Origin of the sequence: Kitasatospora sp. NPDC005856 (genome assembly GCF_040629945.1) — a bacterium.
Taxonomy (GTDB): Bacteria; Actinomycetota; Actinomycetes; order Streptomycetales; family Streptomycetaceae; genus Kitasatospora.
Genome location: NZ_JBEXWT010000026.1, coordinates 28,158 through 53,919, shown reverse-complemented (window position 1 = coordinate 53,919; position 25,762 = coordinate 28,158). Strand labels below are relative to the sequence as shown.

28 protein-coding genes and 1 pseudogene are annotated in these 25,762 nt (G+C 72.1%); 17 read left to right on the top strand and 12 right to left on the bottom strand.

The features are described 5' to 3' along the window. Positions 1–99: 99 nt before the first annotated feature. Together ABZ449_RS18010 and ABZ449_RS18005 are read left to right on the top strand one after the other, a co-directional pair. The gene (locus tag ABZ449_RS18010; RefSeq protein WP_360346645.1) at positions 100–957 is read left to right on the top strand and encodes a DUF4389 domain-containing protein; all 858 of its coding nucleotides are present in this window, start codon (positions 100–102) and stop codon (positions 955–957) included. Between the two features lie 109 nt (positions 958–1,066). Then, positions 1,067–1,699 carry a peptidase inhibitor family I36 protein gene (locus ABZ449_RS18005; RefSeq protein ID WP_360346643.1) on the top strand — a complete coding sequence of 211 codons (633 nt, stop codon included), beginning with the start codon at positions 1,067–1,069 and terminating at the stop codon, positions 1,697–1,699. Positions 1,700–1,747: 48 nt separating this feature from the next. Here ABZ449_RS18005 and ABZ449_RS18000 read toward each other — a convergent pair whose 3' ends face one another. Next, positions 1,748–1,930, bottom strand: a complete 183-nt coding sequence (locus ABZ449_RS18000) for a hypothetical protein (RefSeq protein ID WP_360346641.1) — start codon at positions 1,928–1,930, stop codon at positions 1,748–1,750. A 241-nt stretch (positions 1,931–2,171) separates the two neighbouring features. Here ABZ449_RS18000 and ABZ449_RS17995 point away from each other — a divergent pair, with 241 nt between their 5' ends. Further along, positions 2,172–2,798 carry a C40 family peptidase gene (locus ABZ449_RS17995; RefSeq protein ID WP_360346639.1) on the top strand — a complete coding sequence of 209 codons (627 nt, stop codon included), beginning with the start codon at positions 2,172–2,174 and terminating at the stop codon, positions 2,796–2,798. A 671-nt stretch (positions 2,799–3,469) separates the two neighbouring features. Beyond that, entirely contained in the window at positions 3,470–3,832 is a 363-nt protein-coding gene (locus ABZ449_RS17990; RefSeq protein WP_360346637.1) for a DUF1036 domain-containing protein, read from the top strand. 72 nt (positions 3,833–3,904) lie between these two features. Here ABZ449_RS17990 and ABZ449_RS17985 read toward each other — a convergent pair whose 3' ends face one another. After that, positions 3,905–4,381 carry a MarR family winged helix-turn-helix transcriptional regulator gene (locus tag ABZ449_RS17985; protein ID WP_360346635.1) on the bottom strand — a complete coding sequence of 159 codons (477 nt, stop codon included), beginning with the start codon at positions 4,379–4,381 and terminating at the stop codon, positions 3,905–3,907. Positions 4,382–4,493: 112 nt separating this feature from the next. Between ABZ449_RS17985 and ABZ449_RS17980 the strand changes: the two genes are divergently transcribed. After that, entirely contained in the window at positions 4,494–4,904 is a 411-nt protein-coding gene (locus ABZ449_RS17980) for a VOC family protein (RefSeq protein WP_360346633.1), read from the top strand. Positions 4,905–5,041: 137 nt separating this feature from the next. Here ABZ449_RS17980 and ABZ449_RS17975 read toward each other — a convergent pair whose 3' ends face one another. The 4 genes from ABZ449_RS17975 to ABZ449_RS17960 all read right to left on the bottom strand — a co-directional run bounded on the left by ABZ449_RS17975 (position 5,042) and on the right by ABZ449_RS17960 (position 8,344). Beyond that, positions 5,042–5,326, bottom strand: a complete 285-nt coding sequence (locus ABZ449_RS17975) for a hypothetical protein (protein WP_360346631.1) — start codon at positions 5,324–5,326, stop codon at positions 5,042–5,044. Positions 5,327–5,500: 174 nt separating this feature from the next. Beyond that, positions 5,501–6,781 carry a threonine--tRNA ligase gene (gene thrS / locus ABZ449_RS17970; protein WP_360346731.1) on the bottom strand — a complete coding sequence of 427 codons (1,281 nt, stop codon included), beginning with the start codon at positions 6,779–6,781 and terminating at the stop codon, positions 5,501–5,503. A gap of 226 nt (positions 6,782–7,007) precedes the next feature. Further along, a complete protein-coding gene (locus ABZ449_RS17965) occupies positions 7,008–7,820 on the bottom strand; it encodes a leucine-rich repeat domain-containing protein (protein WP_360346629.1) in 813 nt (270 codons plus the stop codon). Further along, positions 7,817–8,344, bottom strand: coding sequence for a GNAT family N-acetyltransferase (locus ABZ449_RS17960; RefSeq protein ID WP_360346627.1), 528 nt, complete (start codon positions 8,342–8,344; stop codon positions 7,817–7,819). Before ABZ449_RS17960 ends, ABZ449_RS17965 begins: the two co-directional genes overlap by 4 nt. 364 nt (positions 8,345–8,708) lie before the next feature. Here ABZ449_RS17960 and ABZ449_RS17955 point away from each other — a divergent pair, with 364 nt between their 5' ends. Continuing rightward, positions 8,709–10,751: a hypothetical protein gene (locus ABZ449_RS17955; protein ID WP_360346625.1), complete on the top strand. Its 2,043-nt coding sequence runs from the start codon at positions 8,709–8,711 to the stop codon at positions 10,749–10,751. 148 nt (positions 10,752–10,899) lie between these two features. On the opposite strand, the gene ABZ449_RS17950 is transcribed toward ABZ449_RS17955, so the two are convergent. Together ABZ449_RS17950 and ABZ449_RS17945 are read right to left on the bottom strand one after the other, a co-directional pair. Then, complete coding sequence (locus ABZ449_RS17950) at positions 10,900–12,186, bottom strand: serine hydrolase domain-containing protein (RefSeq protein ID WP_360346623.1); 1,287 nt, start codon at positions 12,184–12,186, stop codon at positions 10,900–10,902. A 184-nt stretch (positions 12,187–12,370) separates the two neighbouring features. Further along, positions 12,371–12,859 carry a carboxymuconolactone decarboxylase family protein gene (locus ABZ449_RS17945; RefSeq protein WP_360346621.1) on the bottom strand — a complete coding sequence of 163 codons (489 nt, stop codon included), beginning with the start codon at positions 12,857–12,859 and terminating at the stop codon, positions 12,371–12,373. A 94-nt stretch (positions 12,860–12,953) separates the two neighbouring features. Between ABZ449_RS17945 and ABZ449_RS17940 the strand changes: the two genes are divergently transcribed. The 4 genes and pseudogenes from ABZ449_RS17940 (at position 12,954) to ABZ449_RS17925 (ending at position 14,710) form a co-directional block, all read left to right on the top strand. Then, complete coding sequence (locus ABZ449_RS17940) at positions 12,954–13,907, top strand: pirin family protein (RefSeq protein ID WP_360346619.1); 954 nt, start codon at positions 12,954–12,956, stop codon at positions 13,905–13,907. Positions 13,908–13,975: 68 nt separating this feature from the next. Continuing rightward, positions 13,976–14,181: pseudogene (locus tag ABZ449_RS17935) on the top strand (IS630 family transposase); the annotation flags it as partial. Between the two features lie 13 nt (positions 14,182–14,194). Next, positions 14,195–14,524: a DUF5655 domain-containing protein gene (locus ABZ449_RS17930; RefSeq protein WP_360346729.1), complete on the top strand. Its 330-nt coding sequence runs from the start codon at positions 14,195–14,197 to the stop codon at positions 14,522–14,524. Between the two features lie 48 nt (positions 14,525–14,572). Beyond that, a complete protein-coding gene (locus ABZ449_RS17925) occupies positions 14,573–14,710 on the top strand; it encodes a hypothetical protein (RefSeq protein ID WP_360346617.1) in 138 nt (45 codons plus the stop codon). A gap of 4 nt (positions 14,711–14,714) precedes the next feature. On the opposite strand, the gene ABZ449_RS17920 is transcribed toward ABZ449_RS17925, so the two are convergent. Together ABZ449_RS17920 and ABZ449_RS17915 are read right to left on the bottom strand one after the other, a co-directional pair. After that, positions 14,715–15,185, bottom strand: a complete 471-nt coding sequence (locus ABZ449_RS17920) for an NUDIX domain-containing protein (protein WP_360346615.1) — start codon at positions 15,183–15,185, stop codon at positions 14,715–14,717. Continuing rightward, positions 15,182–15,931 carry an XRE family transcriptional regulator gene (locus tag ABZ449_RS17915; protein ID WP_360346613.1) on the bottom strand — a complete coding sequence of 250 codons (750 nt, stop codon included), beginning with the start codon at positions 15,929–15,931 and terminating at the stop codon, positions 15,182–15,184. The genes ABZ449_RS17920 and ABZ449_RS17915 overlap by 4 nt, the downstream gene beginning before the upstream one ends. Before the next feature lie 183 nt (positions 15,932–16,114). Between ABZ449_RS17915 and ABZ449_RS17910 the strand changes: the two genes are divergently transcribed. From ABZ449_RS17910 to ABZ449_RS17900, 3 genes are all read left to right on the top strand, one after another. Then, positions 16,115–16,297: a roadblock/LC7 domain-containing protein gene (locus ABZ449_RS17910; RefSeq protein WP_360346611.1), complete on the top strand. Its 183-nt coding sequence runs from the start codon at positions 16,115–16,117 to the stop codon at positions 16,295–16,297. A gap of 234 nt (positions 16,298–16,531) precedes the next feature. Continuing rightward, positions 16,532–18,136, top strand: coding sequence for a tetratricopeptide repeat protein (locus ABZ449_RS17905; RefSeq protein WP_360346609.1), 1,605 nt, complete (start codon positions 16,532–16,534; stop codon positions 18,134–18,136). A gap of 102 nt (positions 18,137–18,238) precedes the next feature. Then, positions 18,239–18,391: a hypothetical protein gene (locus ABZ449_RS17900; RefSeq protein ID WP_360346607.1), complete on the top strand. Its 153-nt coding sequence runs from the start codon at positions 18,239–18,241 to the stop codon at positions 18,389–18,391. Positions 18,392–18,515: 124 nt separating this feature from the next. On the opposite strand, the gene ABZ449_RS17895 is transcribed toward ABZ449_RS17900, so the two are convergent. Continuing rightward, complete coding sequence (locus ABZ449_RS17895) at positions 18,516–19,664, bottom strand: helix-turn-helix transcriptional regulator (protein ID WP_360346605.1); 1,149 nt, start codon at positions 19,662–19,664, stop codon at positions 18,516–18,518. Between the two features lie 3 nt (positions 19,665–19,667). Beyond that, entirely contained in the window at positions 19,668–20,099 is a 432-nt protein-coding gene (locus ABZ449_RS17890) for an NUDIX domain-containing protein (RefSeq protein ID WP_360346603.1), read from the bottom strand. A gap of 177 nt (positions 20,100–20,276) precedes the next feature. Between ABZ449_RS17890 and ABZ449_RS17885 the strand changes: the two genes are divergently transcribed. The 4 genes from ABZ449_RS17885 to ABZ449_RS17870 all read left to right on the top strand — a co-directional run bounded on the left by ABZ449_RS17885 (position 20,277) and on the right by ABZ449_RS17870 (position 25,748). Continuing rightward, positions 20,277–21,167 carry a TauD/TfdA family dioxygenase gene (locus ABZ449_RS17885; RefSeq protein ID WP_360346601.1) on the top strand — a complete coding sequence of 297 codons (891 nt, stop codon included), beginning with the start codon at positions 20,277–20,279 and terminating at the stop codon, positions 21,165–21,167. 73 nt (positions 21,168–21,240) lie between these two features. Then, positions 21,241–21,402, top strand: a complete 162-nt coding sequence (locus ABZ449_RS17880; RefSeq protein WP_350884972.1) for an FxLD family lanthipeptide — start codon at positions 21,241–21,243, stop codon at positions 21,400–21,402. A gap of 78 nt (positions 21,403–21,480) precedes the next feature. Further along, positions 21,481–24,489, top strand: a complete 3,009-nt coding sequence (locus ABZ449_RS17875; protein WP_360346599.1) for a lantibiotic dehydratase — start codon at positions 21,481–21,483, stop codon at positions 24,487–24,489. Continuing rightward, positions 24,486–25,748 (top strand): lanthionine synthetase C family protein, encoded by a 1,263-nt coding sequence (locus tag ABZ449_RS17870; protein WP_360346597.1) that lies wholly within the window; start codon positions 24,486–24,488, stop codon positions 25,746–25,748. The genes ABZ449_RS17875 and ABZ449_RS17870 overlap by 4 nt, the downstream gene beginning before the upstream one ends. The last annotated feature ends 14 nt before the right edge of the window (positions 25,749–25,762 follow it).

Sequence of the window (25,762 nt, the reverse complement as noted above, 5' to 3'; positions counted from 1 at the left end):
GTGTGACGCGCGGGACGAGCGGGTTGCTGCGATCTTCGGAAGGCACCCCGGCCGCGCCCGACCGCCGGGTCCCGTCGTCCCGAGACCGTGGAGGCCCGGATGTGGCAGGCTCCCCCCGCCCCCGTCAGCCGCGAGTGGCTCCCGGTGCTGGACATGCCGGCGTCCGGCCCGCAGAACCGCTGGACGGTGCTGCTGCGCGCGTTGCTGCTGATCCCCCAGTTCGTGGTGGTGTGGGTGCTGTCGGTGGTGGCGTTCCTCATCACCGTCATCGGCTGGTTCGGTGCGCTGGTGCTCGGTCGGCTGCCGGGCTTCGCCGCGGACTACCTCACCGCGTTCGTCCCGTACGACATCCGGGTCACCGCGTACCTGATGCTCACCGTGGACCGCTACCCGCCGTTCCGGTTCGAGGTCCCGGACTATCCGGTGCAGGTCGGGCTGCGGCCGGGTGAGCTGAACCGGCTCGCCGTGCTGTTCCGCATCTTCCTCGTCATCCCGGCGGCGATCGTGCAGGGCCTGGTGTTCGCGGGGTGGTGGGCGGTGTCGTTCATCCTCTGGCTGGTGGTCCTGGTCCTCGGCCGGATGCCGCAAGCGCTGTACGAGGCGACGACCGCGATCCTGCGCTACCGGATGCGCTTCTACGCCTATCTGGTGATGATCTCGTCCGCCTATCCCAAGCGCCTGTTCGGCGACGAACCCGGCAGCGAGCCGGAGGGCCCGGCCTCGGCCACCCGCCCGCTGATCCTGAGCGGCGCGGCGCGCGGTCTGCTCGTCCTCTTCCTGATCATCGGGCTGGCCTCCTCCGCGACGAGTTCGATCACCGCCTCGGTGAACTCGGACGACGACAACGACGAGAACGGCTCCAATCCGGCCGAGCACGTCGTCGCACCCCTCGTGCCGGGCCCCGCCGCCCGGGTCGGCGACTCCCACCGGCGCGGTGGGTCCACCCACGAGTCGTAGGTTCGCCCGATCAGGGGGCGCGTGCGCACCGGCGCGCTGTTGCCGCGTACGCGCCGTCTGATCGCGAGAGCGAGGTCACCGGCCGTACGTGTACGGCTACGTTTGGCATATGACGCACTCTCGAGTCCGCCGACTCCTCGTCCGTACAGCCGGGGCGCTCTTACTCCTGGCCGCTCCCCTCGGGGCACAGGCCGCCGCCGCGCACAGCCCGGCCGGGGACCAGAGAGCCATCATCACCGCCCTCGGCGACCGCGACCGCGACGCACTGCAGCAGGCGGTGGACGCCCAGCTCGCCGCGGGCACGGGCGGCAAGCAGACCGCCGCCAACGAGATCACCTACCCCGACGGGGCGGTGATGGTGCTCCCGCTGCCCGGCCAGGCGCAGGCACCGCCGTGGAGCGGCGACCACCGCCGCCGCACCGTCCGCAGCCCGGACTGGAAGAACTGCCCAACCCCGGCCACCGAGCCGTCCTACTACTGCTTCTACGCCGACAGGAACTGGGGCGGCCGCCGGCTCCAGTTCAACCTCTTCCACGAGGACGCCGCGGTCTACTTCACCGACTACGGGTTCCGCGACCAGGCGAGCAGCTGGGTGAACACCGCACGCGGACTGGAGGTCATCGTGGACAACGACCCGGGCGACGGCCAGTGGCAGATGCTCTGGAAGGAGCCGGCGGTGTCGCTGTCCGCCTCGGTCGCGTACGACAACATGGCCGACCGGTTCTGGGCGGTCAGGCAGTAGCCCACCGGCTGTGCCACCGGCCCCGCCATCGAGCGCACACCGACCGCGCTACCGGCCGCCGGCCGAGGCCGGGGGCGAGACCACGCCGGTGGGGACCGGCTCCGGCGTGACCGTGATGTAGGTCGGCGCCGGAGCGGTCTGCCGGGAGTCCGCCGCGTACCAGCCCGCGCCGAACGCGACGATGCCCAGCAGAAGGCCCCCGAGGACCAGCGTGAGGATGTGCTGTTTCATGGCCCAAGGGTAGGGGCCGGGCGGTCAACTTCCTTGCCGCCACGGCCCGATGAACACCTCAGCCGTCAATCAGGATTGACGCTTCGGCGAACTCCCTTCCGCTCTGGCACTCCTGCCTCCGCGATTCACCGTTGCGGGTGATGGCGGACCGGCCCGCCGGAACGGAATCCTGGTGCGTGCGCCCGGGCCCCGCGCCACCGGACGCCCGCCACTGCCACCTCCAGCACCGGGAGGCACCTCCATGGAGCCCCAACCGTCCCACCGCGACCAGGTCTCCGGAGTCCGCCGGCGCCGCATGCTCGGCCTCGCGCTCGGGGCGGGCCTCGTCCCCGCGCTCGGCCCGGCCGCCCAGGCGGTGCCCGACGCCTCGCCCGAGACGCCCCGGTCGCTGCCCGTGGAAGCGCTGGGCCGCCGGGTCGCCGACGTGGCCGCGAGCCAGCTCGGCGTGCCGTACGCCTGGGGCGGCGGCGACCGGCTGGGCGCGAGCCTCGGCTTCTGCGACGAGGAGAACGGCTGGCTGAACGGCGAGTGCCTGGGCGAGAAGACGGTCGGCTTCGACTGCAGCGGCCTGTCGCTCTACTGCTGGTACCGGGCCAGCCACGGCACCGTCGAGCTCGGGCACTACACCGTCGCGCAGTTCAACCTCAGCGCCCCGGTGGCGCGCGACGCGCTCGCCCCGGGCGACCTGCTGTTCTTCTCCCGCCCCGACGCGCCCCTGCACCATGTCGGGATCCACGTCGGCGACGGCGCGATGATCCACGCCGAACGGACGGGCACCCTGGTCGCCCGGGTCGAGAACGTGCTCGACGTCCCGCGCTGGGCGGGCGAGTTCGCCGGCGCCCGCCGCCCGGGCCCGCCCGCGGCCTGAGTCGGGTCGTCCGTCGTCGATCCACTCGCCTTCACTGCTTCGGCGATCAGTCCACGACCCACTCCTCCACAGCAGCCTCGTCACGACAGCCCCGAAAGTCCGCCGGCTCAGCCGGCCCCAACCGAAACGCGGAGGCTGACGCGGCCGCTCCGGATCGCGCACGAACACGGCGTGGCCCGCTCCAAGGCCCACTCTCACTTCTCGGGAACTGCAACCCGGCGTCCTGCACTCGTGGTCGGATTTCCCCTGATCGCTCGCCCGGATGCGACGGGGATGCGTCGCAGCTAGTTTGAATGCTGGTTGAGCGGCGAACCCGGCGGGCGCTTCGGTCCTGGTGAAACGGAACCACCGGCAACACTCCCGATCCGAGGCAGCCCCAACCGGGGCGATGCGGCACGAGCGCTACGGAACTCCTGCAGAACGGCGACTCGAGCATCGCCCGGTCCACCAACAGACGGAAGGGTGACGGGCATGGCAGAAGGATTGTCGCGGGCCTGGACGGCGGACGAGGCTGCCGAACACCGGCGGTCACGCGGTCCGGACCGGAAGGGCGAGGCGGTCCCGATGGATCGGACGCCGGACGTCTCCAGCGGGGAGGACCATCGTCCGGGCGTGGACAGCGATTACGTCGGCGACGACGGCCGCGGTAACGACCCCACCCCGCAGGAGGGATGACCGTGGGACTCTACTTCCAGAACAGCACGTCGAAGACCGTCTGGTTCGCTTACGCCTATGCGAACAGCGACTGCGCGTCAGAGGGCGACCCGTGGTCGAAGACCGGATGGTTCATGGTCACTCCGCACACGGATCTGAAGGTGCGTTCCGGCCCGGTCAACGGGGCGAAGTACTTCTTCTTCGCGGAGAACCAGGACAGAACTCTGAGCTGGGGCGGCGATTTCCTCACCCAGATGCCGGACCGGGCCTTCGACTGGTGCTGGACCACGGGGAGCACGGACTCCCGGCTGCTCGGCATGAAGAAGGTGCTCGTACCGGAAACCTCGTTCAACCACACGATCAACGTCATCGGGCCCTGACGGCACGCGAGCCCACGGCTGACACCGCGCCGGCGCCCGGCCACCCACAGCGGAGGACCGCCGGCCCCACGCTCACAGGCCGCCGCGCCACTCCCCCGCCCCGTGGTGCACCCGCAGCAGCAGTTCCTGCAGCACCTGCCGCTCCCCCGCGTCCAGCGGCGCGAGCACCTCGTCCTGCACCACCCGCGCCTGCGCCTGCAGTTCGGCGAGGAGCGCCCGCCCGGCGTCGGTGACCGAGACCGAGACCCGCCGCCGGTCGGCCTGGTCCCGGGCACGCTCGACGTACCCGGCGGCGGCGAGCTGGTCGGCGACCTTGGCAAGGTCGCTCGGGTCGATGGCGAGCCGCCGCACCAGGTCCCGCTGAGCCTGCGGGCCGAAGTCGGCGAGCGCGGCCAGCACTGCCATGTCCCAGAGCCGCAGGCCGCGTTCGGCCAGCCGCTCGGAGAACCGGCCGCGCGCCGCCTTGCCGACCCGGGAGAGCAGGTAGGTGCTGAGGTCCAGCAGGGTCGGGGGGAGTTCGACGGCGGGGTGCGGATTCTCGGAGGCCATGGCGGAAGTCTAGGGTGTCTCCCTATAGTGGGTGCCAGCCCATCAATTGGGGGAACGCCGAACCCACCGAGCCGCCCCCTTCGTCCCCTCCGCCCCTGCCAGGAGCTCGCCCGTGGACGCCCTGTATCCCCGCCTGCTCGTCACCCGCTTCGCCGAGTGTTTCGACTTCTACCGGGCGGTCCTCCCGCCGCTCACCGGCGCCGCCCCGGCCAAGGGCACCCCCGAGGGCCCGTACGCCAGCTGGGACCTCGCCGACCGCACCTTCCTGGCCCTCTTCGACCGCTCGGCGATGGCCGCCACCCTCGGAACCGCCGAACTGCCCGCCCACCCCGCCGCGCCCTCGCAGGACGCCGCGATGCTGGTCCTCCGGGTGGACGACGTGGACGGCGCACTCGACCTCTGCCTGCGCCACGGCGCCACCCCCGTCACGCCGCCGACCGACCGTCCGGAGTGGGGCCCCACCCTGCGCAGCGCCCATCTGCGCGACCCGGACGGCCGGGTGATCGAGCTCCAGTCCTACTGACCGACCGCGCCCCACGGAGCCTTCGCCTCGCGAGGCGCGGTCGGCCGGTGCGGTCGGCCGGTGCGGTCGGCCGGTGCGGTCGGCGCCCCGGCCCGCCCTGCCCTGACCTGGTCAGGCCCGGCCTGCCGTGCCCTGGCCTACTCCCTCGGCAGCGAGGGGCGGCCCGCCAGTCCGGAGGCCTCGAATCCGGCCCCGGCCTGCGCGAGTTGATCGGCCCGGAAGTCCGAGGAGCAGGCCCGCCCGAGGGCCTGCGTGGCCGCGTCGGCGCCCGGGACGTGCCCGAGCACCGCGGCGCAGTACTGGACGGCGGGGCTGGGCAGCGGGCGGAGTTCGGTCGAGCCTGCCGGGGTGGCGGCCACCGCCCCGGCGAGGGCGAGACAGCCGGCCAGGGCGGGAACGGCGAAGCCGCGTGGAATGCGCATCGGGGGTACCTCCGTACGGGTGGGGACAGCGGCGGCCGCGGACTCGGCCGCCCGGCCCATTCGACGGGCGGCCGCCATCGGTGGCCCGGCCGACACACCGCGCACCGCACTAGTAGTACGTATGCCACGGGCGCGGTGTCCGACGGCCCCGCGAGCGGAGTCCGACGTCAGGCCCTACGGCCGCCGGGAGTCGCCCTCCACCCACAGCTCCGCTTCGCACGCCGCCACCAGCGCGCCGATCCGCGCCCATGCCTCCTCGCCCGGCATCGGCTCCAGCCGTCGGCCGTCCCGCAACCGCAGCGCGACGCGGTCGTCCACGGCCTCCTTCGCCCCGATCACCGCCTGGTACGGCACCAGCCGGGCCTCGCGGATCCGGGCACCGAGGCTGCCGTGTTCGGGCCCGGCGACCTCGGCGCGCAGCCCGAGGTCCAGGCAGCGCTGCCGGAACCGTTCGGCCTGCGGCAGTTCGGCCTCGGCAACGGGCAGCAGCACCACCTGGACGGGCGCGAGCCAGGCCGGGAACGCGCCGCCGTACAGCTCGATCAGGTGGGCGACCACCCGCTCGACGCTGCCGATCACGCTGCGGTGCACCATCACCGGGCGGTGCTTGGCGCCGTCCGCGCCGATGTAGTGCAGGTCGAACCGCTCGGGCTGGTGGAAGTCGATCTGCACGGTGGAGAGGGTGAACTCGCGCCCGGCGCCGTCGGCGATCTGCACGTCGATCTTGGGCCCGTAGAACGCGGCCTCCCCCTCCGCCGCCTCGAACGGCACCCCCGAGCGCTCCAGCACCCCGGTGAGCAGTGCGACGGCGCGCTCCCAGAGGTCCGGATCCGCCACGTACTTGCCGCCCGCGCCGGGCAGCGAGAGGCGGTAGCGGACGGGGACGACACCCAGCGCCCGGTGCGCCTCGCGGATCAAATCCAGTGCGGCGACGGCCTCGTCGGCCGCCTGCTCCGGGGTGCAGAACACGTGGGCGTCGTTCAGCTGGATCGCCCGGACCCTGGTCAGCCCGCCCAGCACCCCGGACAGCTCGGAGCGGTACATGCCGCCCAACTCCGCCATGCGCAGCGGCAGTTCCCGGTAACTGTGGGAGCGTGAGCGGTAGATCAGCGCATGATGGGGACAGAGGCTGGGGCGCAGCACCATCTCCTCGGCACCCAGTTGTATGGGTGGGAACATGTCCTCGCGGTAGTGCGCCCAGTGCCCGGAGATCTCGTACAGCTCACGCTTGCCGAGCACCGGGGAGTAGACGTGGCGGTAGCCGGCCCTGCGCTCGCGGTCGCGGATGAACTCCTCCAGGGAGTGCCGGATCGCGGCGCCGTCGGGCAGCCAGTACGGCAGGCCGGAGCCCATCAGCGGGTCGGTGTCGAACAGGTCGAGTTCGCGGCCGAGCTTGCGGTGGTCGTGCGCCGGGTGGTCCTGCATCGGACGGTCGTGCGCCGGGCGATCGTGCATCAGGCGGTCGTGCATGGCGGTGGTCTCCACTCGGGTGTGCGGGCGAGTGGGTCCGGAAACGGCGAAGCCCCGGGGCACTCGCCCCGGGGCTTCGGACTAGGTCAGCAGTCAGCGCGCCGGGACTCTCTCCGGCGTCGTCGTGACGAGTGCAGCGCGCTTCATGCGTTCCACGGTATCAGCTCCGCACTGCCGATGGTGATCATTTTCCGGTTCGGAGCCCGGTGGTTCAGAAGAGCACGACGCACCCGCGCGCGGCGAGCGACTCCAGCAGCCGGCCGGACGGCCGCACCTCGTTCCACCGCAGGTCCAGCTTCTCCAGCGCGGGCAGCGCGCCCGGATCGGTCAGCCAGTCGGGCAGTTCGGCGATCCGGTTGCCGCGCAGGTCGAGGCGGCGCAGCTGCGGAAGTCCCGCGAGCACGGCCGGGACTTCGGCGAGGACGTTCTCCCGGAGCTCCAGCTCGCGCAGCTCGGCGAGCCGGCCGAACGACTCCGGCAGGCCGGTCAACTCGTTGCCGCGCAGCCAGAGTTCGCGCAGATCACCGATTGCGCCGATCGACTCCGGCAGGGCGGTCAGCCGGTTGTGCTGCGCGCGCAGCTCGATCAGCGAGGACAATTCCCCGATGCCGGAAGGGAGTTCGGTGAGCCGGTTCTCGCCGACGTTGAGGTAGCGCAGCGCGGTGAGCCGCCCGATCGCCTCGGGCAGAGCGGTCAGCGCGTTGTCGTGCAGGTAGAGGAAGTCCGCGAGCCCGGTGAGGTCGCAGAGCTCGGCGGGCAGGTCGGTCAGTGCGTTGTGCCCGAGGTCGAGGGTGCGCAGCTCGCGCAACCGGCCGATGCCGGACGGGAGTTCGCGAATGCCGGTCTCGGCGAGGATGAGCACCGTCAGCTCGGTGCGGTCCCACACCTCGGCCGGCACCTCGTCGAGCGGCCGGCGCCAGAGGTTGAGCGTCACATCAGTCATACCCACCACGTCCGTCGTGCCCGTCATGCCCGTCACCGCCGTCACGCCCGTCACCGCCGTCATGCCCGTCACCGCCGTCACGCCTGCGCCCCCTGATCCGGACCGATGCGGAACTCCGCGAGCTGCCGCCCGTACCACCGGTCGGTCAGCCCGGCGCTGGTCATCCCCAGGCGACGGCAGACCGCCGCCGACCGGGCGTTGTCCGGGGCCAGCACGGCGCGGATCTCGGTCAGGCCGTCGGCGAAGCCCTTGGCCAGGGCAGCCCGGGCGGCCTCGGTGGCGATGCCCTGCCCCCAGCTGTCAGGGTGGAGGTGCCAGCCGACCTCGACTTCGCCGTCCCCGTCCGGCAGCGGCACCAGCAGGACCGTACCGGCGACCACCCCGGTGTCACGCCGTTCGATCGCCCAGGCGCCGTAGCGCGGGTCGGCGGAGCGCTTGCGGCAGCGCTCGACGAAGGCCCGGACCTCCTCGGGTTCGGCCATGGCCCGCGGGGTCCGGCCGAGCCACCGGGCGACCTCCCAGCGCGAGTAGATGTCGAACGCGCGCTCCTGGTCGGCCGTGGACATGGTCCACTGACGCATCGTCAGCCGTTCGGTGGTCAGCACCGTATCCGGTCCCCGTTCCGTCCCCGTCATGGCGTGCGCCCCTCTCCCGTGCCGTGTGTGGATCACCGTACGCATCCGAGCCGCCGAGCGGAAACCCCCGGAAGCCCGAGCCCGGACGCGGACGGGGACGCGGGCACGGCCCGCTTCAGCCGACACAGCAGAACCGGGCCCGACGACCCTCGCCCAAGGCCATGGAGTTCATCCCTTCGAGGCCGTTCCGGCCAGGGGAGGGCCTGTTCCGGGCCAGCTCCGCGGGTTCGCGACCCCCGGGCGGCGGGACGGTGCTTACCGTCGATGGAGCTGTTGGCACCCGTTCCGCCGTCCGCCCGCATCGCGTGAGCCACCGAGGTAGGGAGTCCGCACCGTGCCGTCCTTGCTGAACTACCAGATCATCACGGACCCGACATCGCTCCAGGCATCACTCCCCGGCGAACCGTCCCTGGCGACCGTCCACATCATCGCCACCAACACCCACCGCTCCCCGGTTCACCTGGAATCCATCGACGTGGAGTTCCCGCTCACACCCCTCTCCTCGGACCTGACGGACGATCCCTCCGCCGTCATCACGAGTATCGAGCGGACCAGGCCGGGGCCGCGCGACGACGCCCTGACCTTCGCGTGGGACGGCGACAACAGCCACTTCCGGGCCACGTTCGTGCCGCCGCCGGGCATCAAGCAGAAGTACACGATCCTGGACAGCCGGGAGGGCCTGGTCCTGAAGCTGGAGAACGTCCCGGTCTCCGAGGGCGCGGGCCTGGTGCTCCTGGACATCAACGAGAGGGCCGGCGAGGGCGACGACAAGAGGCCGATCACGGCCGCCCCCTCCACCACGACCCTCGGGATCCCGAAGCAGACGCCGAGGGTGCCGCGCAACTTCCGCGCCGAGAAGTCCCTGCTGGACGGGGAGAAGGAACGCCTCGTCCTGAAGTGGGACGGGCCCGACGACCTCGACTACCTGATCCTCGACGGGACCGGCGCGGAGGTGCGCCACGAACCGGCGGCCAAGGGCGGTTCGGCGGCTCACGCCGAGTACTCCTGGCCCACCTCCGCTCCGAAGCGCGGCACCACGTACACCCTGGTCGCCAAGAAGCCCGGGGGCGGGGAGCAGCAGCGGGGGTACTTCCTCACCACCACCGTGCACGCGCTCGTTCCCGAGTTCGGCGGCGGGACGCGTACCCCGTGGGTCGAGGGGCTGGAGCGCAAGGGCCGCGTCGTCTTCATCGAGGACGGCATCGACGTCCAGGCCGACCCGCAGGCCGACCCGGGGCGGGTGAAGGCCGGCAAGGCCGACGTCGACAAGGTGATCACCAGGTTGGTCCAGGGGCGGACCGACGACAACGGCTGGATCACCTTCCCGGACAGCGGCATCAACGTGTACCACGGCCCCACCAGCGTCCCGGGCGTCGTCACGGCCGCCCGGGCCGACGTCCAGGGCATCAACACCACGTGGGCCGGCAGCCGCGACGCGGACGCGGGCTGGATCGAGTTCACTCCGTCGGGGGCGAGCCTCCACAAGGACAGGAGCGGATCCCTGGGCACGCTCACCGCCGACAAGGCCGACCTCAACGGTCTCAACACCACGTGGGTCGGCGACCGCGACGGCGGCAAGGGCTGGATCGGGTTCCCCCAGAACGGCGTCGACATCCGCGCGAACGGCACCGACACCTGGGGCACCGTCCACGCGGACAAGGCCGACGTCGACGGCGTGAAGACCGCGTGGGTGCAGGGCCGGAACGACAGCGACGGCTGGATCGAGTTCCCGCAGACGGGCCTGAACGTCTTCCACGGCACGGGAAAGAACTGGGGCACCGTCAAGGCCGACAAGGCCGACCTCACCGGCCTCAACACCACGTGGGTCGGCGACCGCGACGGCGGCAAGGGCTGGATCGGGTTCCCCCAGAACGGCGTCGACATCCGCGCGAACGGCACCGACACCTGGGGCACCGTCCACGCGGACAAGGCCGACGTCGACGGCGTCAACACCAAGTGGGTCCAGGGACGCGACCCCGGGGACGGCTGGATCGACTTCCCGAAGGACGGCGTCCGGATCTTCCGCGACGGCCGGAACGAGTCGGGCGTCCTCAGGGCCGAGAAGGCCGAACTCGGCGAGCTGGTCACCGGCCGAGGACTGGTGAAGGGCCTCCTGTCCGTCCGGGGAGGCATGAAACTCGCCCACGAGGGTGGGACGCTGTTGAGTACCCGGCCGGATGCGATCGTCTTCACCGGGGCCAATGAATTCAAGCGGGGCGCGCGATTCGAGGACGGCGTCCTGGTCCTCAACGGCAAGTACTCCGTCTCGATGACCAAGGAAGCCGGCGGGATGCTGGTCAGCGGCGCCGGTCTCCAGGTCCAGGGCGGAACGATCTCCGTGTCCACCGGCAACCCGCCGCAGGTCCGGGTCCTCTAGCCTCGACCGATCCGAACCCCCGCCGGTGCGCCCCGGAACACCGGCGCCGGCGACGCGGGCTCCGACCCGCCCGCGCGGTCCTGGACCCGCGCGGGCGGCCGGAGCGGTGGAGCGGCCGGAGCGGTGGAGCGGCCGAACAGCAGACCGGTCAGCCCAGCTTCGGCACCACGGCGGACGGCCCCTGCGCCGCCGAGCCAGTCGCGCCTGCCGCACCCGCCGCACCCGCTGCCGGCCCGGTGCCGCAGAAGGCCTGCTCCAGGAAGCCGGCCTCCGCCTGCATCTGCGCGACGAACTGCGCCTCGTCGCCGCGCGGGGTGACGGACAGCGACACCTGTCGGTCGCCCGAGGTCCACAGCTGGGTGCTGTACCCGGGCACCGAGCCGTTGTGCCCGTAGACCGGACCGCAGGAGAGCTGCCAGCTGGCGAGCCCGAGCCCGTAGCCCAGCGCGGTCGGCTGGCCCTCGACCTCGATCGGGACGGTCGCGGCCATCTCCTTGAGCAGGGCCGGCGGCAGCAGCCGGCCGCCCAGCAGTGCCTTGTCGAAGCGGTTCAGGTCACCCAGGGTGGAGATCAGCTCGCCGGCCGAGTTCGCCCAGGTGACGCTCGCCACCGTCACGTCCCGGTCGCTGCGGTCCTCCGGGTCGGGGCCTTCGACGACCGTCCAGTAGCCGTGCGCGTGCGGGCCCCGGATGCCGGTGGCCGTGCCCGGGAAGTACGTGCCGGTGAGACCGAGCGGGCGCAGGATGCGCGCGGTGATCTCCTGGGCGTAGCCGTGCCCGGTCACCTTCTCGATGATCATGCCGAGCAGGGTGTAGTTGACGTTGGAGTAGCCGTACCCGGTGCCCGGCGGGAAGCCGGGCGCGTGCGCCACCGAGGAGGCCACCACCTGGGCCGGGGTGATGTGCCGGGTGAGGCCGCCCTGGTCCAGCCAGTTCCGGATGTCCGCCGGGTCCGTCCAGTCGGGGAAGACCCCGCCCTTCTCGTTGGTGGAGTCCCAGAGGCCGGAGCGGTGGCTGAGCAGCTGACGGACGGTGATGTGCCCGCCGTTCGGGACCAGCCCGGGCAGGTACCGCTCGACCGGGTCGTCCAGGCCGATCCACCCCTCCCCGACCAGCTGGAGCACCGTGGTGGCGGTGAACGTCTTGGTGACGCTGCCGACCCGGAACCGCCCGTCGGTGCGCAGCGGCGCGCCGGTGGCCAGGTCGGAGACGCCGGACGCCCCGCGCCAGGCGCCGTTCCCGTCCCTGACCTCGGCGATCGCCCCGACGGCGCCGGCGTCGGTGAGCGCCCGCAGGGCCGCCGCCCGCGGATCACCGGTGCCCGGCCGCGCGTCGGCGGCCTCGGCCGCCCCTGCCGGGACTACCGGCGCCGCCAGTGCCAGACAGACCGCCCCCACCAGCGCGGACACAGCGGAAACAACCGTACGACGTGCCATGCGACCCCACCTTCGCCGTCGGCGGGCAGCTCCCCGCCCTCGCCGCCCAGCCTCGCCGGATCGCTGACGGTCGGTCATCCCCCGCCGGGAGGAGGCGGCCGTACACCTGCCAACGGAGGGCCTCCGCCGGAAGGCGGAGACCCTCCGTCGGGCCCGGACTACCGGGCCGGGCTGCCGGGCCGGGCTACCGGGCCGGAGCCGGGCGGACCGGGTGCTTGCTCAGGATGGACACCCGGTTGAAGGAGTTGATGGTGATCGAGACCCAGACCACCGCGGAGATCTCCTCGTCGCTCAGCACCTCGCGCGCCACGCCGTAGGCGGCCTCCTGGAGCGCCGCGTCCGCCGGGGAGGTGGTCGCCTCGGCCAGCCCGAGCGCGGCCCGCTCCCGGTCGCCGAACACCTCGGTGTCGCGCCAGGCCGGGAGCACGCCGAGGCGCTGGGTGGTCTCGCCCTCGCGGATCGCGGCCCGGGTGTGGACGTGGAGGCAGTAGGCGCAGCCGTTGATCTGCGAGACGCGGAGGTTGACCAGCTCGATCAGTCGGCGGTCCAGCCCGGCCTCGGCCGCGACCTCGCGCGCCGCCTCGGCGGCGGCCAGCAGCGCCTTGTACGCCTGGGGGCTCTGCTTGTCGACGAACACCCGCCGGTCCGCCGGGACCACCGTCACATCACTCACCTGGACTCCTTAGGCTGGTCACACTGTCGCCCGCCACTCTGCCATGGCATGATAGTTGAATCTAGAACTAGTTACCACCCGGGAGGGACCCCCCGTGAGCACCGCCGAGACCGACCTCGTCGAGACGCCCGCCGCCGACCCGCGGGTGGAGGTCCTGCCCGCCCGGGACGTACCGCTCGGCGGCCCGCGCGCCATGACCGTGCGCCGCACCCTGCCGCAGCGCTCCCGCACCATGATCGGCGCCTGGTGCTTCGTCGACCACTACGGGCCCGACGACGTGGCGACCACCGGCGGCATGGACGTCGCCCCGCACCCGCACACCGGGCTGCAGACCGTTAGCTGGCTGTTCACCGGCGAGATCGAGCACCGCGACAGCCTCGGCGTGCACGCGTACGTCCGACCGGGCGAGGTCAACCTGATGACCTCCGGCCACGGCATCGCCCACTCCGAGGTCTCCACCCCGGCCACCACCGTCCTGCACGGCGTGCAGCTGTGGGTCGCCCTGCCCGAGGAGCACCGGCACACCGGGCGCGACTTCCGCCACCACGCCCCCGCCCCGGTCACCCTCGACGGCGGCGAGGCACGCGTCTTCCTCGGCACCCTCGCCGGCGACACCTCCCCCGTCCCCACCTTCACCCCGCTGCTCGGCGCCGAACTGACCCTGCGCCCGCACGCCACCGTCACCCTCACCGTCGACCCCGCCTTCGAGCACGGCCTCCTGGTCGACAGCGGCGAGGTCCGCCTCCTCGACGCCCCGCTGCGCCCCGCCGAACTCGGCTACGTCGCCCCCGGCCACCGCACCCTCACCCTGACCAACACCAGCGAAGCCGACGCCCGGCTGGTGCTGCTCGGCGGCACGCCGTTCGAGGAGCAGATCGTCATGTGGTGGAACTTCATCGGGCGGTCCCACGAGGACATCGCCCGAGCCCGCGAGGAGTGGCAGGCCGCCTCCGACCGCTTCGGCGCCGTCCAGGGCTACCCGGGCGACCGCCTCCCCGCCCCGGAGCTCCCCGGCATCCCCCTCAAGCCGCGCGGGCGCACCCGCTGACCTGCGATCTCACCGGCCGGGGAGCGCGGCGGCGAGACCTGCCGCGTTCCCCACCAAAGTCCTCCGCCGTGACCCCCGCGACCCCTCTGCCCAACCCGCAGGAGTGGGTCTGGGCGCACATCAAGCGCAGCCTGGCCAACCTCGCCGTGGTCGCCCTCGACCGACTCGAGGCCCTCGTCCGCAACCGGCTCAACGCCTGCAGTACCGACCCGACCTCCTCGACCGCTTCATAGCCGGCACCGGCTTGACCCTCGACACCCCAACATCACCTTGACAAGCCGAAGTCAATAACTGTTCCCGACAGCCGGCGCGCGCTCTACGACGAGCTGGAAGAGACGATGACGGCGTCAGGCGAAGTGCGGGTCGTGCCAGCAAGGGTCTACATCGCCTTCCGCCGGATCAAGAATGTCGGCTCCGCCATCTTCCGTACATCACAGCAAGCGATCCTCCTCTACCTGCGGCTGGACCCGGGCACGGTGGAGCTGAAGGAGGGCTGCACGCGGAACGTGTGCGGCGTCGGGCACTTGGGGACGGGGAACCTGGAGGTGCGGATCGCGTCGTCGGCGGACGTGGAGAAGGCGGTGCCGCTGATCCGGCGGGCGGTCGAGGAGTCCTGACGGAACGAGGAAGGGCGGCTGGAGCTGCGTTGCTCCGGCCGCCCTTTCGTGCTCCGGCTCAACGAGGTTCTTCGCCGGTACGGCACCGGCCACGTCGTCCACCGCGCCGTCTCCGCCGCGCGTCCGGCGCTGCTCGACATGGTCGACCGGGCCACGAAGCAGCTGGCGGACTCCGACGGCGTCTGAGCGCTCAACCGAGGTGGGGGGCTTCCTCGTTCCGGAAGCCGTGGTTGAGCCGAAGTCTCGTCGTCGGGGCGATGTCCAGCTCCTCCAGTTCCTCCCGTGGTACCCAGCGGACCTCGAAGGACTCGGAGCTGGCGGTGAGCTGGCCGCCCATCGGCCGTGCGCGGAAGCACAGGGAGAACTCCTGGCGCACCTCCCCGCCGGAGAACTCGATCACGTGGCCGGGGTCGCTGTAGGTGCCGACGAGGCCGGTGACCTCGACCTCGATACCGGTCTCCTCGCGTACCTCGCGCACGACGGCCCCGGGAAGGTTCTCGCCGATCTCGACAACCCCACCCGGCATCCCCCAGCGGCCGTTGTCGGAACGCCGCTCCAGCAGGAGTTCGCCGCGATCGTTCACCACGAAGGCGGTGACGGCAGGCACGATCCGCTGCGCCTTCGGGGCGTCCGGATCGTCGAAGTAGTCGGTACGGCTCATGGCGCCTGCCTCGGTAGCGGAACAGCACTGGCCCAGACCTTCTCGAAACTCTCCTGGTAAGTCGAGACCAGCCGGGCGCCGGCGACGTGGCGCAGGTGGAGCACCGGGGTCAGCGGTGCGCTCACCCCGTAGATCTGGGTGTTGACCAGCATCTCGTCGTCGAACCAGTACAGGGAGTTGTGCAGCGTCGACCGGTGTGCCCGGAACTCGATGCCGGGCGTGCTGTAGAGCGGACGGTAGAGTTTGATGACCTCGCGCACCTTGTACGCGACGCCCTCGCCGATCTCCTCCTCCTTGCCCCGCCGCGCGATCTCCGAGCTCTCCGGGTCACCGAGCAGCAGTCGGATGCGGACCCCTGCCCGCGCCCGCCCGGTGAGCGCCCGGTGCCACCGCGGGTTCTCCGCCAGATGAACGCCGGCATGGACCAGTATCCCGATGTCACTCGCGGCCCGCTCGGCGAGCTGAACCCACAACTCCGGTGGCACGGAGGAGCGGTGAGGATAGACGTGGACGATTTCGGCATCGGCCTGGTCCAGCCGTTGGGTCTCGGGCTTCGCGTCCGGCCAGAGGTAGTCCTCGTCGATCTGCAGCTTCGCCGCCACCGCCTGGCGGTGTCTCCGGTACGGTTCGCGGTTCCTGAGAATCCAACGCTCCACCGTCTTGGAGTCGACACCGCAGCGCTTCGCCAGCTCCTGCTCGGTCACCCCTCGGACGACCAGTGCTGACCGAAGGCGTTCGTTCGCCATGCTGCTCCCCCGATGAGGGACGTCTTGGGACGTATTGAGGTACCAGGACGATACCGAGGACGTCCCAAGACGTCCACCTCGGATCTGAACATGTCCCCCACCTCGGAGGCATTCTGATTCCCCGCCGGTTCGGATGCTGAATCGGTCGGCTCGAACTCACCCGCTCATCTGCGGAGTCCTGCCATGAACCCGAGCGTTCCCAGCACCATCGCCAACGACCTGACCGACACCGCCGGCGTCCTGGCCGCCATCCACGTCAGCCCCGAAGGACTACTCCTCGGGGTCTCCCCCGGTGTCGACCGCAACGAAGCGGACCACTGGGCGGCCGCGATGGCCACCCTGAACGCACTGCCGGAGGCGGCATGACCGCGACCGCCTCCGTGCCCGGCGCCGACAGGCCCCTGCGGCCCCTGCCGCTGCCCGGGCTCCTCTCCGCCGCCCACATCCCTCGACCCCTGCAGCCCCGGCATGGCCGGCCTGGCTTCCTACCTGGCACGGCGCCACGCTCGGGTGACGGTCTCGACGTCGCCCCTCGATCCGCGCCCCGACCTGCTCGGAACGCTCGAACGGTGCGGTGTTGGTCTCCGGTCGGCCGGCCCCGTGAAGACCCCGCTGATCTGGGGCGGGGACAACACCGTGATCCACGACCTCCTCGACCACGCCGTCGGCCGAGGCCTTCCCGTACTGGGCCACGGCCGAGCCGTCGAGCTGCTGGCCGGGACGGCGCCGGTCACCGTCGCCGTCGCGGGCAGCCATTCGACCACCATGGCTGCCGCCGCGCTCACCTGCGCGCTCGTCAGCCGCGATCCCGGGTGGATCCTCGCCGAGGCTCCGAAGGGGGACTCCATCGGCTACGACGGCGGCGGAGAGGTCCTTGTGGTGGACCTCTGCCCGGACAGCTCCTGTCACGAGACTTCGCCGCCTGGTTGGCGCTTCCGCACGCTCGGCGAAGGGATGAGCCCAGCCACGCTGATCACCGCCGTGGATGCGGCGCCACCGGCCTTCTGGAATCAGGCGGAGGCGCTGGACCAGATGGAGGCCCTCGCCAGGCGGAGCGACACCGTGGTGCTGTGGGTCGCCCAGCCCGGTTGGGAACTCGCCGACCGGCTGCACCGGCGCCTCGGGCCGAGGGTGATGACTGTGGGCCGTGGCACCGACGTTTACCTGGTCCGGCCCCGCCTGGCCGACTTGCGCCGGCGCGTCGGCGCCGTGGACGACGCACTCCTGGTCGTCCGTCTGATCACGGCGAAGGCGATCAGCACCGAGCGGCTGCGCGCCGATCTGCCTGACCCCGTCTCCGAGTTGGATCAGGCGGGGCGGGCAGTAGCCGCGCTGATCTGTGCCGGGGCGCTGAGCGAGGCCGGGGCGAATGCCGTCGCCCTGAGCCTGCGCACGGCCCGCACGGTCGAGGGACGAGTCGTCCGTGCGCTCTCCCGTCGCGGCATCCGCACCCGTGCGGCAGCCGTCACCGTGCTCACCCGGCGAACCGACCTAAGCCTCACCTGCCACCGGCTGGGCCTCGACTCCGCCCGGATCTGGGGCCACGCCCTGGCCGTCTACGAGATGACCACCACCCTGGCCATCTCGCACAAACGCACCGGCGAACACGAGGACGCTCTCCGGTTCTACGAGGAAGGCCGAACCCTCGCCATCGAGGACCAGGCCCCCGTCCGCATCGCCCAGTGCACCGCCGGCATCGGCGCCACCCTGTACGAGGCCGAGCGGTATGCCGTCGCCGATCCCGAACTCACCCGCGCCATCGAGCTCTACGCCGACCTCGACGACCGGCGCGGCGCCGGCCTCACCGGGATCCTCCTCGGCTCTGCCGCCGCCCGCCAGGGCAACACCGACCTCGGCATCCCGCTGCTCCAGCAGGCCGTCGCCGACCTCGAATCGCTCACCCCGCCCGACCCGCTGAACGTGGCCCGGGCGAAGGTCTTCCTGGGCGAGGCCCAGTCCCTGGCCGGCGAGCACAACATCGCGGCGGGCACCATCAACACCGCCGTGCAGGAGTTCATGCGCCTCGGCCACCGCCACTGGGCGGCCTACGGCGTCGAGTTCCTCGGACAGGCCGCCGAACGCGGCAACCTGCCTGCACTCGCCGCCAGCTGGTACGCCGCCAGCCAGGACCAGTACCGGAACCTGGGCAGCAGCCGCGACGTGGAACGCCTGCAGAGCCGGCTGCTCGCGCTGCTGCCCGAGTGAACTCCCTTCGCTGCCCCCACCGCCCACCCGGCGCCCGAACGCGATCCGACACCTCATCCTGCCGGGACATCACCCACCCTTCCCTCACTTCCAGGAAGAAAAATGCTCCTGCGTACCATGACCGCAGCCGCGATCCTCACGTTCTGCGCGCCGAGCACCCCCGCCACATCCGCCCAGGTCGCCGATCCCAATGCGCCGATCTGGACGGCTCCGGCCGCCAAGGACATCCCGATCTGGACCGCCTCCGGCCAGTGATCAACGTGGGGCGCCGCTCCACACGCTCAGCGGCGCCCCACCACACCGTCCCAGATGGTTCAGCCCAGAGCTCAGGGATGTGAAATCCGCCGTGTACATCGCTGCCTCACTGCCGGGCCGGAGATCAGGCCGCTATCTCGGCCCGCAACCGCGCCAAGGCGTCGCCCGCGCGCTCCCGGACCTCGGGCAGGCTACGGCCGGCCCGCAGGACGCGCTGGAGCTGGTGCGGCAGGTGGTGGATGGTCGCCCCGTCGACCGCCGCGCCGAGCTGCTGCGCCGCTCCGGTGGAATCCCCCTTCCTCAGCAGCACCTCGCCCGCGGTGATCGCCGCGATGATCCGCCACTGGGAGGTCGCCGCGAGTCCGGCGACGGACGCGCGGTCGAGCTGCCGGACGGCCTCCGCGACCCGGCCCGTGCTCATGAGACCCCGGAGGCGGACCTCGTGGAGGGTGAACTCGGAGAACAGGGCGGTGGGCGCCGCCTCGTCCAGGAGACGGTGACCCTCCTCGATCGCGGTGTCGAAGACGACGGTGTTGCCCGCGGCCCCGGCGGCGCGGGCGAGCAGGACGACCGCCTCGGCGCGTTCCGTGGCGGTGCGGGCGGTGTCACGGGCCTGCCCGAGCCGGTCCAGCGCCCGCAGGTGCAACCCTGCTTTGCGGAGCTCGTTGCCGTGGTGGCGCAGAGCGTTGGCGTGCAGGCCGGGGTCGCCCAGGCGCCGGGCGACGTTCAGGCCCTTGCCGGTCCAGCGGGCGGCGGTGGCCAGGCGCTCCTCCGGCAGGACGTGGCCGAGGGCGACGCCGAGGCCGACGCGGGCCCGGGCGAGCAGGCGCAAGGTGTCGAGGTCGGCGTGGCCGTCGATGGTGCGGGCCTCCAGGCGGGCTACCAGCGGCCACAGTTCCGCGACGGCAGTAGTGGCCTGGCCGGACTGGCGGGCGATCTCGGCCAGGCGCAGCACGGATTCGGCGAGCTGGATCACGAGTTGGTGGTCTCCGTCCGCGTCGTCGGTGATACCGAGGCAGTGCGGCGGGAGGCCGAGGCGTTCGGCGATGTGGCGCAGGGTGCCCAGGTCGGTGATGGTGCGCGAGCCGGTCTCGATGCGGGAGACGTAGCTGGTGGAGTAGCCGAGGACGTCGGCGAGTTCCTGCTGCGGCAGCCCGTGGAGTTCGCGGTAGAGCTGGAGGATCTCGGGCAGGGCTCGGCGGCGCAGGATGTCCTGGGCCCTGGGGGTGGTCCAGTGCCAGCGGATGCCGCCGTGGGCGTCGATCCGGGTCACCGGTCAGGCCTGGTGGTGCAGTTCGTACCAGCGGGCGATGGAGTCCTTGTAGCCCTGCGGCATGGCCAGGCCGGGCACCTCGTCGCGGTGGAAGAGGCCGGCTTCCTTGTGTTCGTGGCTCACGACCGGGGCCTGGTGCGCGTCGGTGGCGGTGCAGCCGTAGGTGACGATGAAGACCTGGCGGCCGGGGATCGGCTCGTACATCCACACGTCCAGCAGGGGGCCGGCGGTGGCCGTCCAGCCGCTCTCCTCGTGGATCTCGGTGACAACCCGCTCTTCGGGGGTCTCGTCGCCGCCCTCCAGCTTCCCGCCGGGCAGCTCCCACTCCTGGCGTTCGTTCTTCAGCAGCAGCACCCGTTGCCGCGGGTCGAGGACGACGCCCTTGATGGAGATCGGGAAGGCCTTTGGCACGTAGGGCTGTTCAGTCTCGTTCATCGCTTCTTCCGAGGCACGCAGGCGGGCACGGGCCTGTCGAAGGTAGCAGTCGCGGGCCTCCGCGATGTCCCACGGTCCGGTGATCGCGCTTTGACAATCTGTCACTTTCCATCGGGTGGGTGGGGCGTGGAGAGTGTGTCGCCTCCCATCCGCTCGGTTCCACGAGGGAGCTTCACCATGCCGTCGTTCAACACTCATGGCACCAGCGGCGACGACTTCACCGCGGGCGGGCTGGACGGAGAGGTGCGCGAGCAGGCCGGTGAGGCGCTGCGGGAGCACGGGCTACTGAGGCTCGCCAGGTTGGGTGGTCGCGACGATGTGCTCCTCGCGACCGGCCGGTTGATGTCCTCGTTGTGGCAGCACCGGGATGCCGACCCGGACGGGTTGACCGTCATCCGCGACACCGGCCGCCACAGCGGGCGACCGGGCTTCGCGGGCCTGGGGCGCGGCGCGCTGGCCCTGCACACCGAGTGCGCGCAGCACTCGGATCCGCCCCGTCTGCTCCTGCTGGCGTGTGCGCGGGCCGGCGACGCGGGAGGTGAGAGCCTGCTGGTGGACGGCCGGGCCGTCCTCGCCGAGCTGGCCGCGCACCACCCCGCCGCCATCGAGGCATTCTCCGCGGAGCGAGCCGCGTACTTCGGCGGATCGAGTGGCCACTTCACCCCGGTGTTCCAGCAACTGCCCGCCGGGTGGTGGCGGTTGCGACTGCGCCAGGACGACCATGCCCGGTTCTCCCCCGACGCCCAGGCCCACCTGCCCACCCTCCGCCAGGCCATCGAACGGAACACTCACCGACTCCGGCTGGCCCCCGGACAAGGCGTCGCGCTGGACAACCACCGTCTGCTGCACGGCCGCACCGCGTTCTCGGGCGAGCGGCTGATACTGCGCGCGCTGGGCGAGCCGCACCCCGCGCTCGGTCTCGGACCCGGCTTCCGCCGGCCGTGCTCCCCCACCAGCCTCTCCACCCCGCACGGGGGCACCCACGCCGCAGAGTCCGTCGAACCGCCCGCCCCCGCCGGGCAGTCGGCCGTCGAATCGCGGCGCTGCCGACCCATCGACTCCTGGTGATGCGGGGCGCACCTGCGCCCCGGCTCCAGGCACCCGCAAGGGAAACCCTCAAGGAGGAGCCACCATGGCTCAGATGATCCCGGCCGAGACCAAGGCCACCACGGCCGTCGTCGTCGGAGACGAGTTCGACCTCGACGTGCGCACCGTCGAGACCACCGACGCGGCCAGCCTGCAGGTCCTCACCGACGACGGCTGCGGCTCCACCTGCGGCGCCTGCACCACCGGCGTGCACTGACCCTCCCGGGGGTTCCTCGGAACCTGTTCCCGAGGAACCCCCTCCCCCTCCCACCTCCGAATCCCGAGGTCCGCAGCGATGCGCCCACCCGCTCCCAAGGTCACCTACCGCGCCGCCGACGTGGCGCTCGTACGCGCCGTCGCCCGCCCCGACCTGCGAGTGCCGGCCTGGCCCGACCTCTCGGCCGCCGGACCTGCCGAGGCCCTCCAGCAGGCACAGTGGCTGAGGGCCCTGTGGGCCGACGACGACCTCGCCCGCGCCTTTGAACTGGCCAGCCCGGCCCTCGCCGATCGCGTTGCCCAGTTGCTCGGCCACTCGCAACCCGCCGTACGCGAAGTGCGGCGTGCCGCGCTCTCCACCGCCCGCTACCTCCTACGCGCGGCCGGCCGCGCCACCCCGTTCGGACGCTTCGCGGGTGTGCAGGCGGCATCGTTCGGATCTTCCTGCGCGGTGCGCTGGGACGACCGGCACCGCACTGTCACCAGTGCCTCGGAGTCGCTGCTCGCACAGGCCGTCGGTCTGTTGGAGTGCCGCCCCGCCGTACTGGCACTCCTGAACGTGACGGCAAACAACACCGTCCAGGTACGGGGCGATCGCCTCGTCGTCCCCCATCGACCGGTCCCCCGGGCCGGCGGCAGCACGGCCACGGCCGAGACGACACTACGACACACCCGTCCCGTCGCCTTCGCCCTCTCCGCTGCCCGTCTTCCGCTCCGCTTCCGGGACTTGGCCGAAGCCGTCCACACCGAGTTCCCCGCCGCATCGGCCGAACAGGTCACCGGCATGCTGTCCGAGCTCGTCGCCCAGCGAGTGCTCATCACGAACCTGCACGCTCCGGCGACCGACCCCGACCCGCTCGGGCACCTCCTCACGGTCTTGTCGAAGATCAGCGCCGAGCACGTCCCCGATGCAGCCGAGATCCTGACGGACCTCCGGACCGCCGACAGTCGTCCGCCGGTGGCCGCCGTCGACCTTCGACTGGACGCCGACCTGGTCCTCCCCCGCCCGGTGGCTGACGAGGCCGCCCGAGCCGCCCACCTACTGGCCAGGCTCAGTGCCGCGCCCAACGGCACGGCAGCATGGCGGGCCTACCACCAGCGCTTCTACGAGCGCTACGGCCGCGGCACCCTGGTCCCGCTGCTCGACATGGTGGCCGACAGCGGAATCGGCTGGCCCGACGGCTACCCCGGTGCCCGGCCCGTCGAGAAGCCGCGCTTCGACAAGCGCGACGAGCTGCTCGCCGCGCTCGCCCAGCGAGCCGCTCTCGACGGCACGCGTGAGGTCGTCCTCGACGAAGCGCTGTTGGCCTCCCTCCAGCTGGGCCCGGACGAACCCCGCCTTCCTCCGCACCTGGAGGTCATCACCCGCGTCCACGCCCGCAGCCAAGAGACGCTCGACCGGGGCGAGTTCCGGTTGGAGGTGGTCTCGGTGTCCCGGGCCGCCGGCGTCTCGGCCGGCCGCTTCCTCCACCTCCTCGAACCCGAGAACCGTACTGCCTTCACCACCCTGCTGGCGGACCTCCCGACGATGGACGAGCACGCCGTCACCGCCCAGATCTCATTTCCGCCGCTGGATCCCGCCAGCGGGCACGTCGCCCGGAGCCTGCCGACGGGTCGGCCGGTGATCAGCCTCGCCGAGCACCGCCTCGCCGCCGAAGGCGTCCTCCGCCCACAGGACCTGGCGGTGGGCTGCGACGGGCGGCGCATGTACCTGGCGGCACCGGCACTCGGTGTGAGGATCGAGGCCGCCGCCACCCACGCCCTCAACCTCCGCCACCACACCCCGCCGCTCGCCCGGCTGATCACCGAGCTGTCCCGCGCCCAGGCCGCACAGGTCACCCGATTCGACTGGGGTTCGCTCCACGCACTGCCCTTCCGACCTCGGCTGCGGCACCGACGGGTCATCCTCTCCCCCGCCATCTGGCGCCTCACCGCCGCCGAACTTCCCTCCGGCGACGCCTCGCAGCGACGGTGGGACGAGGCCCTCACGTCGTGGGCGGAGCGGCGCCGAGCCCCGCGGCACGTGATGCTGGCCGCCGACAGCCAGGGCCTGCCGCTCGACCTTGACCATCCCGGCCACCTCGCCCTGCTACGCGACCACCTGCGCTCCGCCCCGCACGCTGTCCTGGTCGAGGAGCCCGAGCCCGCCGACCTCGGCTGGGCAGGCGGTCGAGCCCACGAGGTCATCGTTCCCGTTACAGTCACCCGGGCGCCGGCGTGGCCGCGCCTGCCCAAGCCCACCCCGAGCCGCATCCTGCGACGGGGCCACGGCGATGCGCCGGGCACCTCACTCGTGCTGCTCGCCTCTCTCTACGGCGATCTGGAACGCCAGGACTCCGTCCTCGCCCGCCACCTACCCGACCTCCTGGAGCGGCTCGGCAACCCGAAGTGGTGGTTCGTCCGCTTCCGCGACCCGCGCCACCACCTGCGGTTGCGCATCGCCCTGCCCGAGCCAGCCGCCTTCGGGCCCGCCGCCACCGTAATCAGCACCTGGACCTCCGACCTAAACCAAGCCGGACTGCTCGCGGAGGTCGTGTACCCCACCTCGTACCCGGAGACCGGCCGGTGGGGCGAAGGACCCGCTTGGGCGGCAGCAGAGGAAGTCTTCCGCGCGGACTCCGCCGCCGTTCTCGCTCAGCTCTCCCAACCCACGCCGCCCGACCGGCAGCCGCTGCTGGCAGCCCACGCCGTCGCCATCACGGCAGGGTTCGCCGGCTCCGTCACCACAGGGCTGCGCTGGCTCGTCGACAACGTCCCCGCCCAAGCCCCGGCCGCCGTCCCACGACCCGTGTTCCGCGAGGCCGTACGCCTGGCCGACCCGGCACACAACTGGGCAGCCCTTCGTGCCGAGCCCACCGGTGCCGCAATCCTGGGCGCCTGGCCCGCACGCCATCAGGCGCTCGACACCTACCGCCGCTTCTTCCCCAGCCCGCACACCGAAGGCGTGCAGGCGGACGACGTCCTCGGGTCCCTCCTCCACTGCTCCTTCGTGCGGGCACACCGCATCGACTTCGACGACGAAGCCCAGGTCCTCTACCTGGCGCGCGCCGCCGCCCTCGCCCACCTCGCTCGGGACGGTGACCGGTGACCACCCCACGCCCCGCTCTCCGTCTGTCCGACCGGATCGCCGAACTGCTCACCGACCCCGAGGCCGTGCCGCCTGCCTGGTCGTCCCGTCCGCAGTGGCGCCAGTCCCTCGCGCATGGCGCCCCCGGCATCGCCCTGCTCCACATCGAACGCGCCGCCACCGGCCGAGGCCCGTGGGAACCGGTCCGCGCCTGGCTGTCCGTCGCCGCCGCGATCCCGGTGACGAGCGGCGCCGAGAGCTACCTGTACTACGGTGCGCCGGCGCTCGTGCACGCCCTCGCCTGCGCCGCGCGGGCCCGGCCAGGCTCGTACCAGCGTGCCCTCGTCCACCTCGACGAGGTCGTGGCGGACGACGCGATGCGGCGCTGCGACGCAGCCCTCGCCCGGTTCGACCACGGCGACCTGCCGGCGCTCGCGGAGTTCGATGCCATCCGGGGCCTGACCGGCATCGGCTCCGTACTTCTGGGTCGGTCACCCGGCGGCGAGGCCATCCGTCGGGTCCTAGACTGCTTGGTCCGCCTCACCGACGACGTCAAGCACGACAGCCGAACGCTGCCGGGCTGGTGGACGTTGGTCGGGCCCTCCGGCACGCCGGATGAGCGGTTCCCGGACGGGCACGCCAATACCGGCGTGGCACACGGCATCGCAGGCCCCCTGGCGCTGCTCGCCCTGGCCCTGCGCCTCGGCATCGAGGTTGACGGCCAGTGCGAAGCGATCCGCACCATCCTGGCCTGGCTGGAGCGCTGGCGCGAGAACCACGCCTGGCCGTACTGGATCGCCCCCGCCCACCTGGACGACGCCGGACACAGGCGGCCGCTGCCGCCCCAGCGGCCGAGCTGGTGCTACGGAACCGCCGGAATCGCGCGCGCCCAGCAGCTCGCCGCCCTCGCCCTCGGCGACGACCACCTGCGCAACGACGCCGAGCGCGCTCTCGCCGCAGCACTGGCCGATCCGAAGGCACTCGCGGCGATCACCGACCTGTCGGTCTGCCACGGCTACGCCGGTCTCGCCCACATCGCCCACCGCGCCGCCACCGACGCCCTCCCCCACAACGCGGACCACCTGCACTCCGCCACCTCCCTGCTCCTCGACACCACCCACCAGCCCCGCACCGACCCCGACGCGCAAGCCCACCACGTCCTCGCCACGGCGGGGCCCGCCTTCCTGGAGGGCGCGGCCGGCACCGCCCTCGCCCTACTCGCCCCCGCAACTGGCACCACGCCGGTGACCCGCTGGGACGCCTGTCTCCTGACCGCCTGACCAAGGACCCCCTT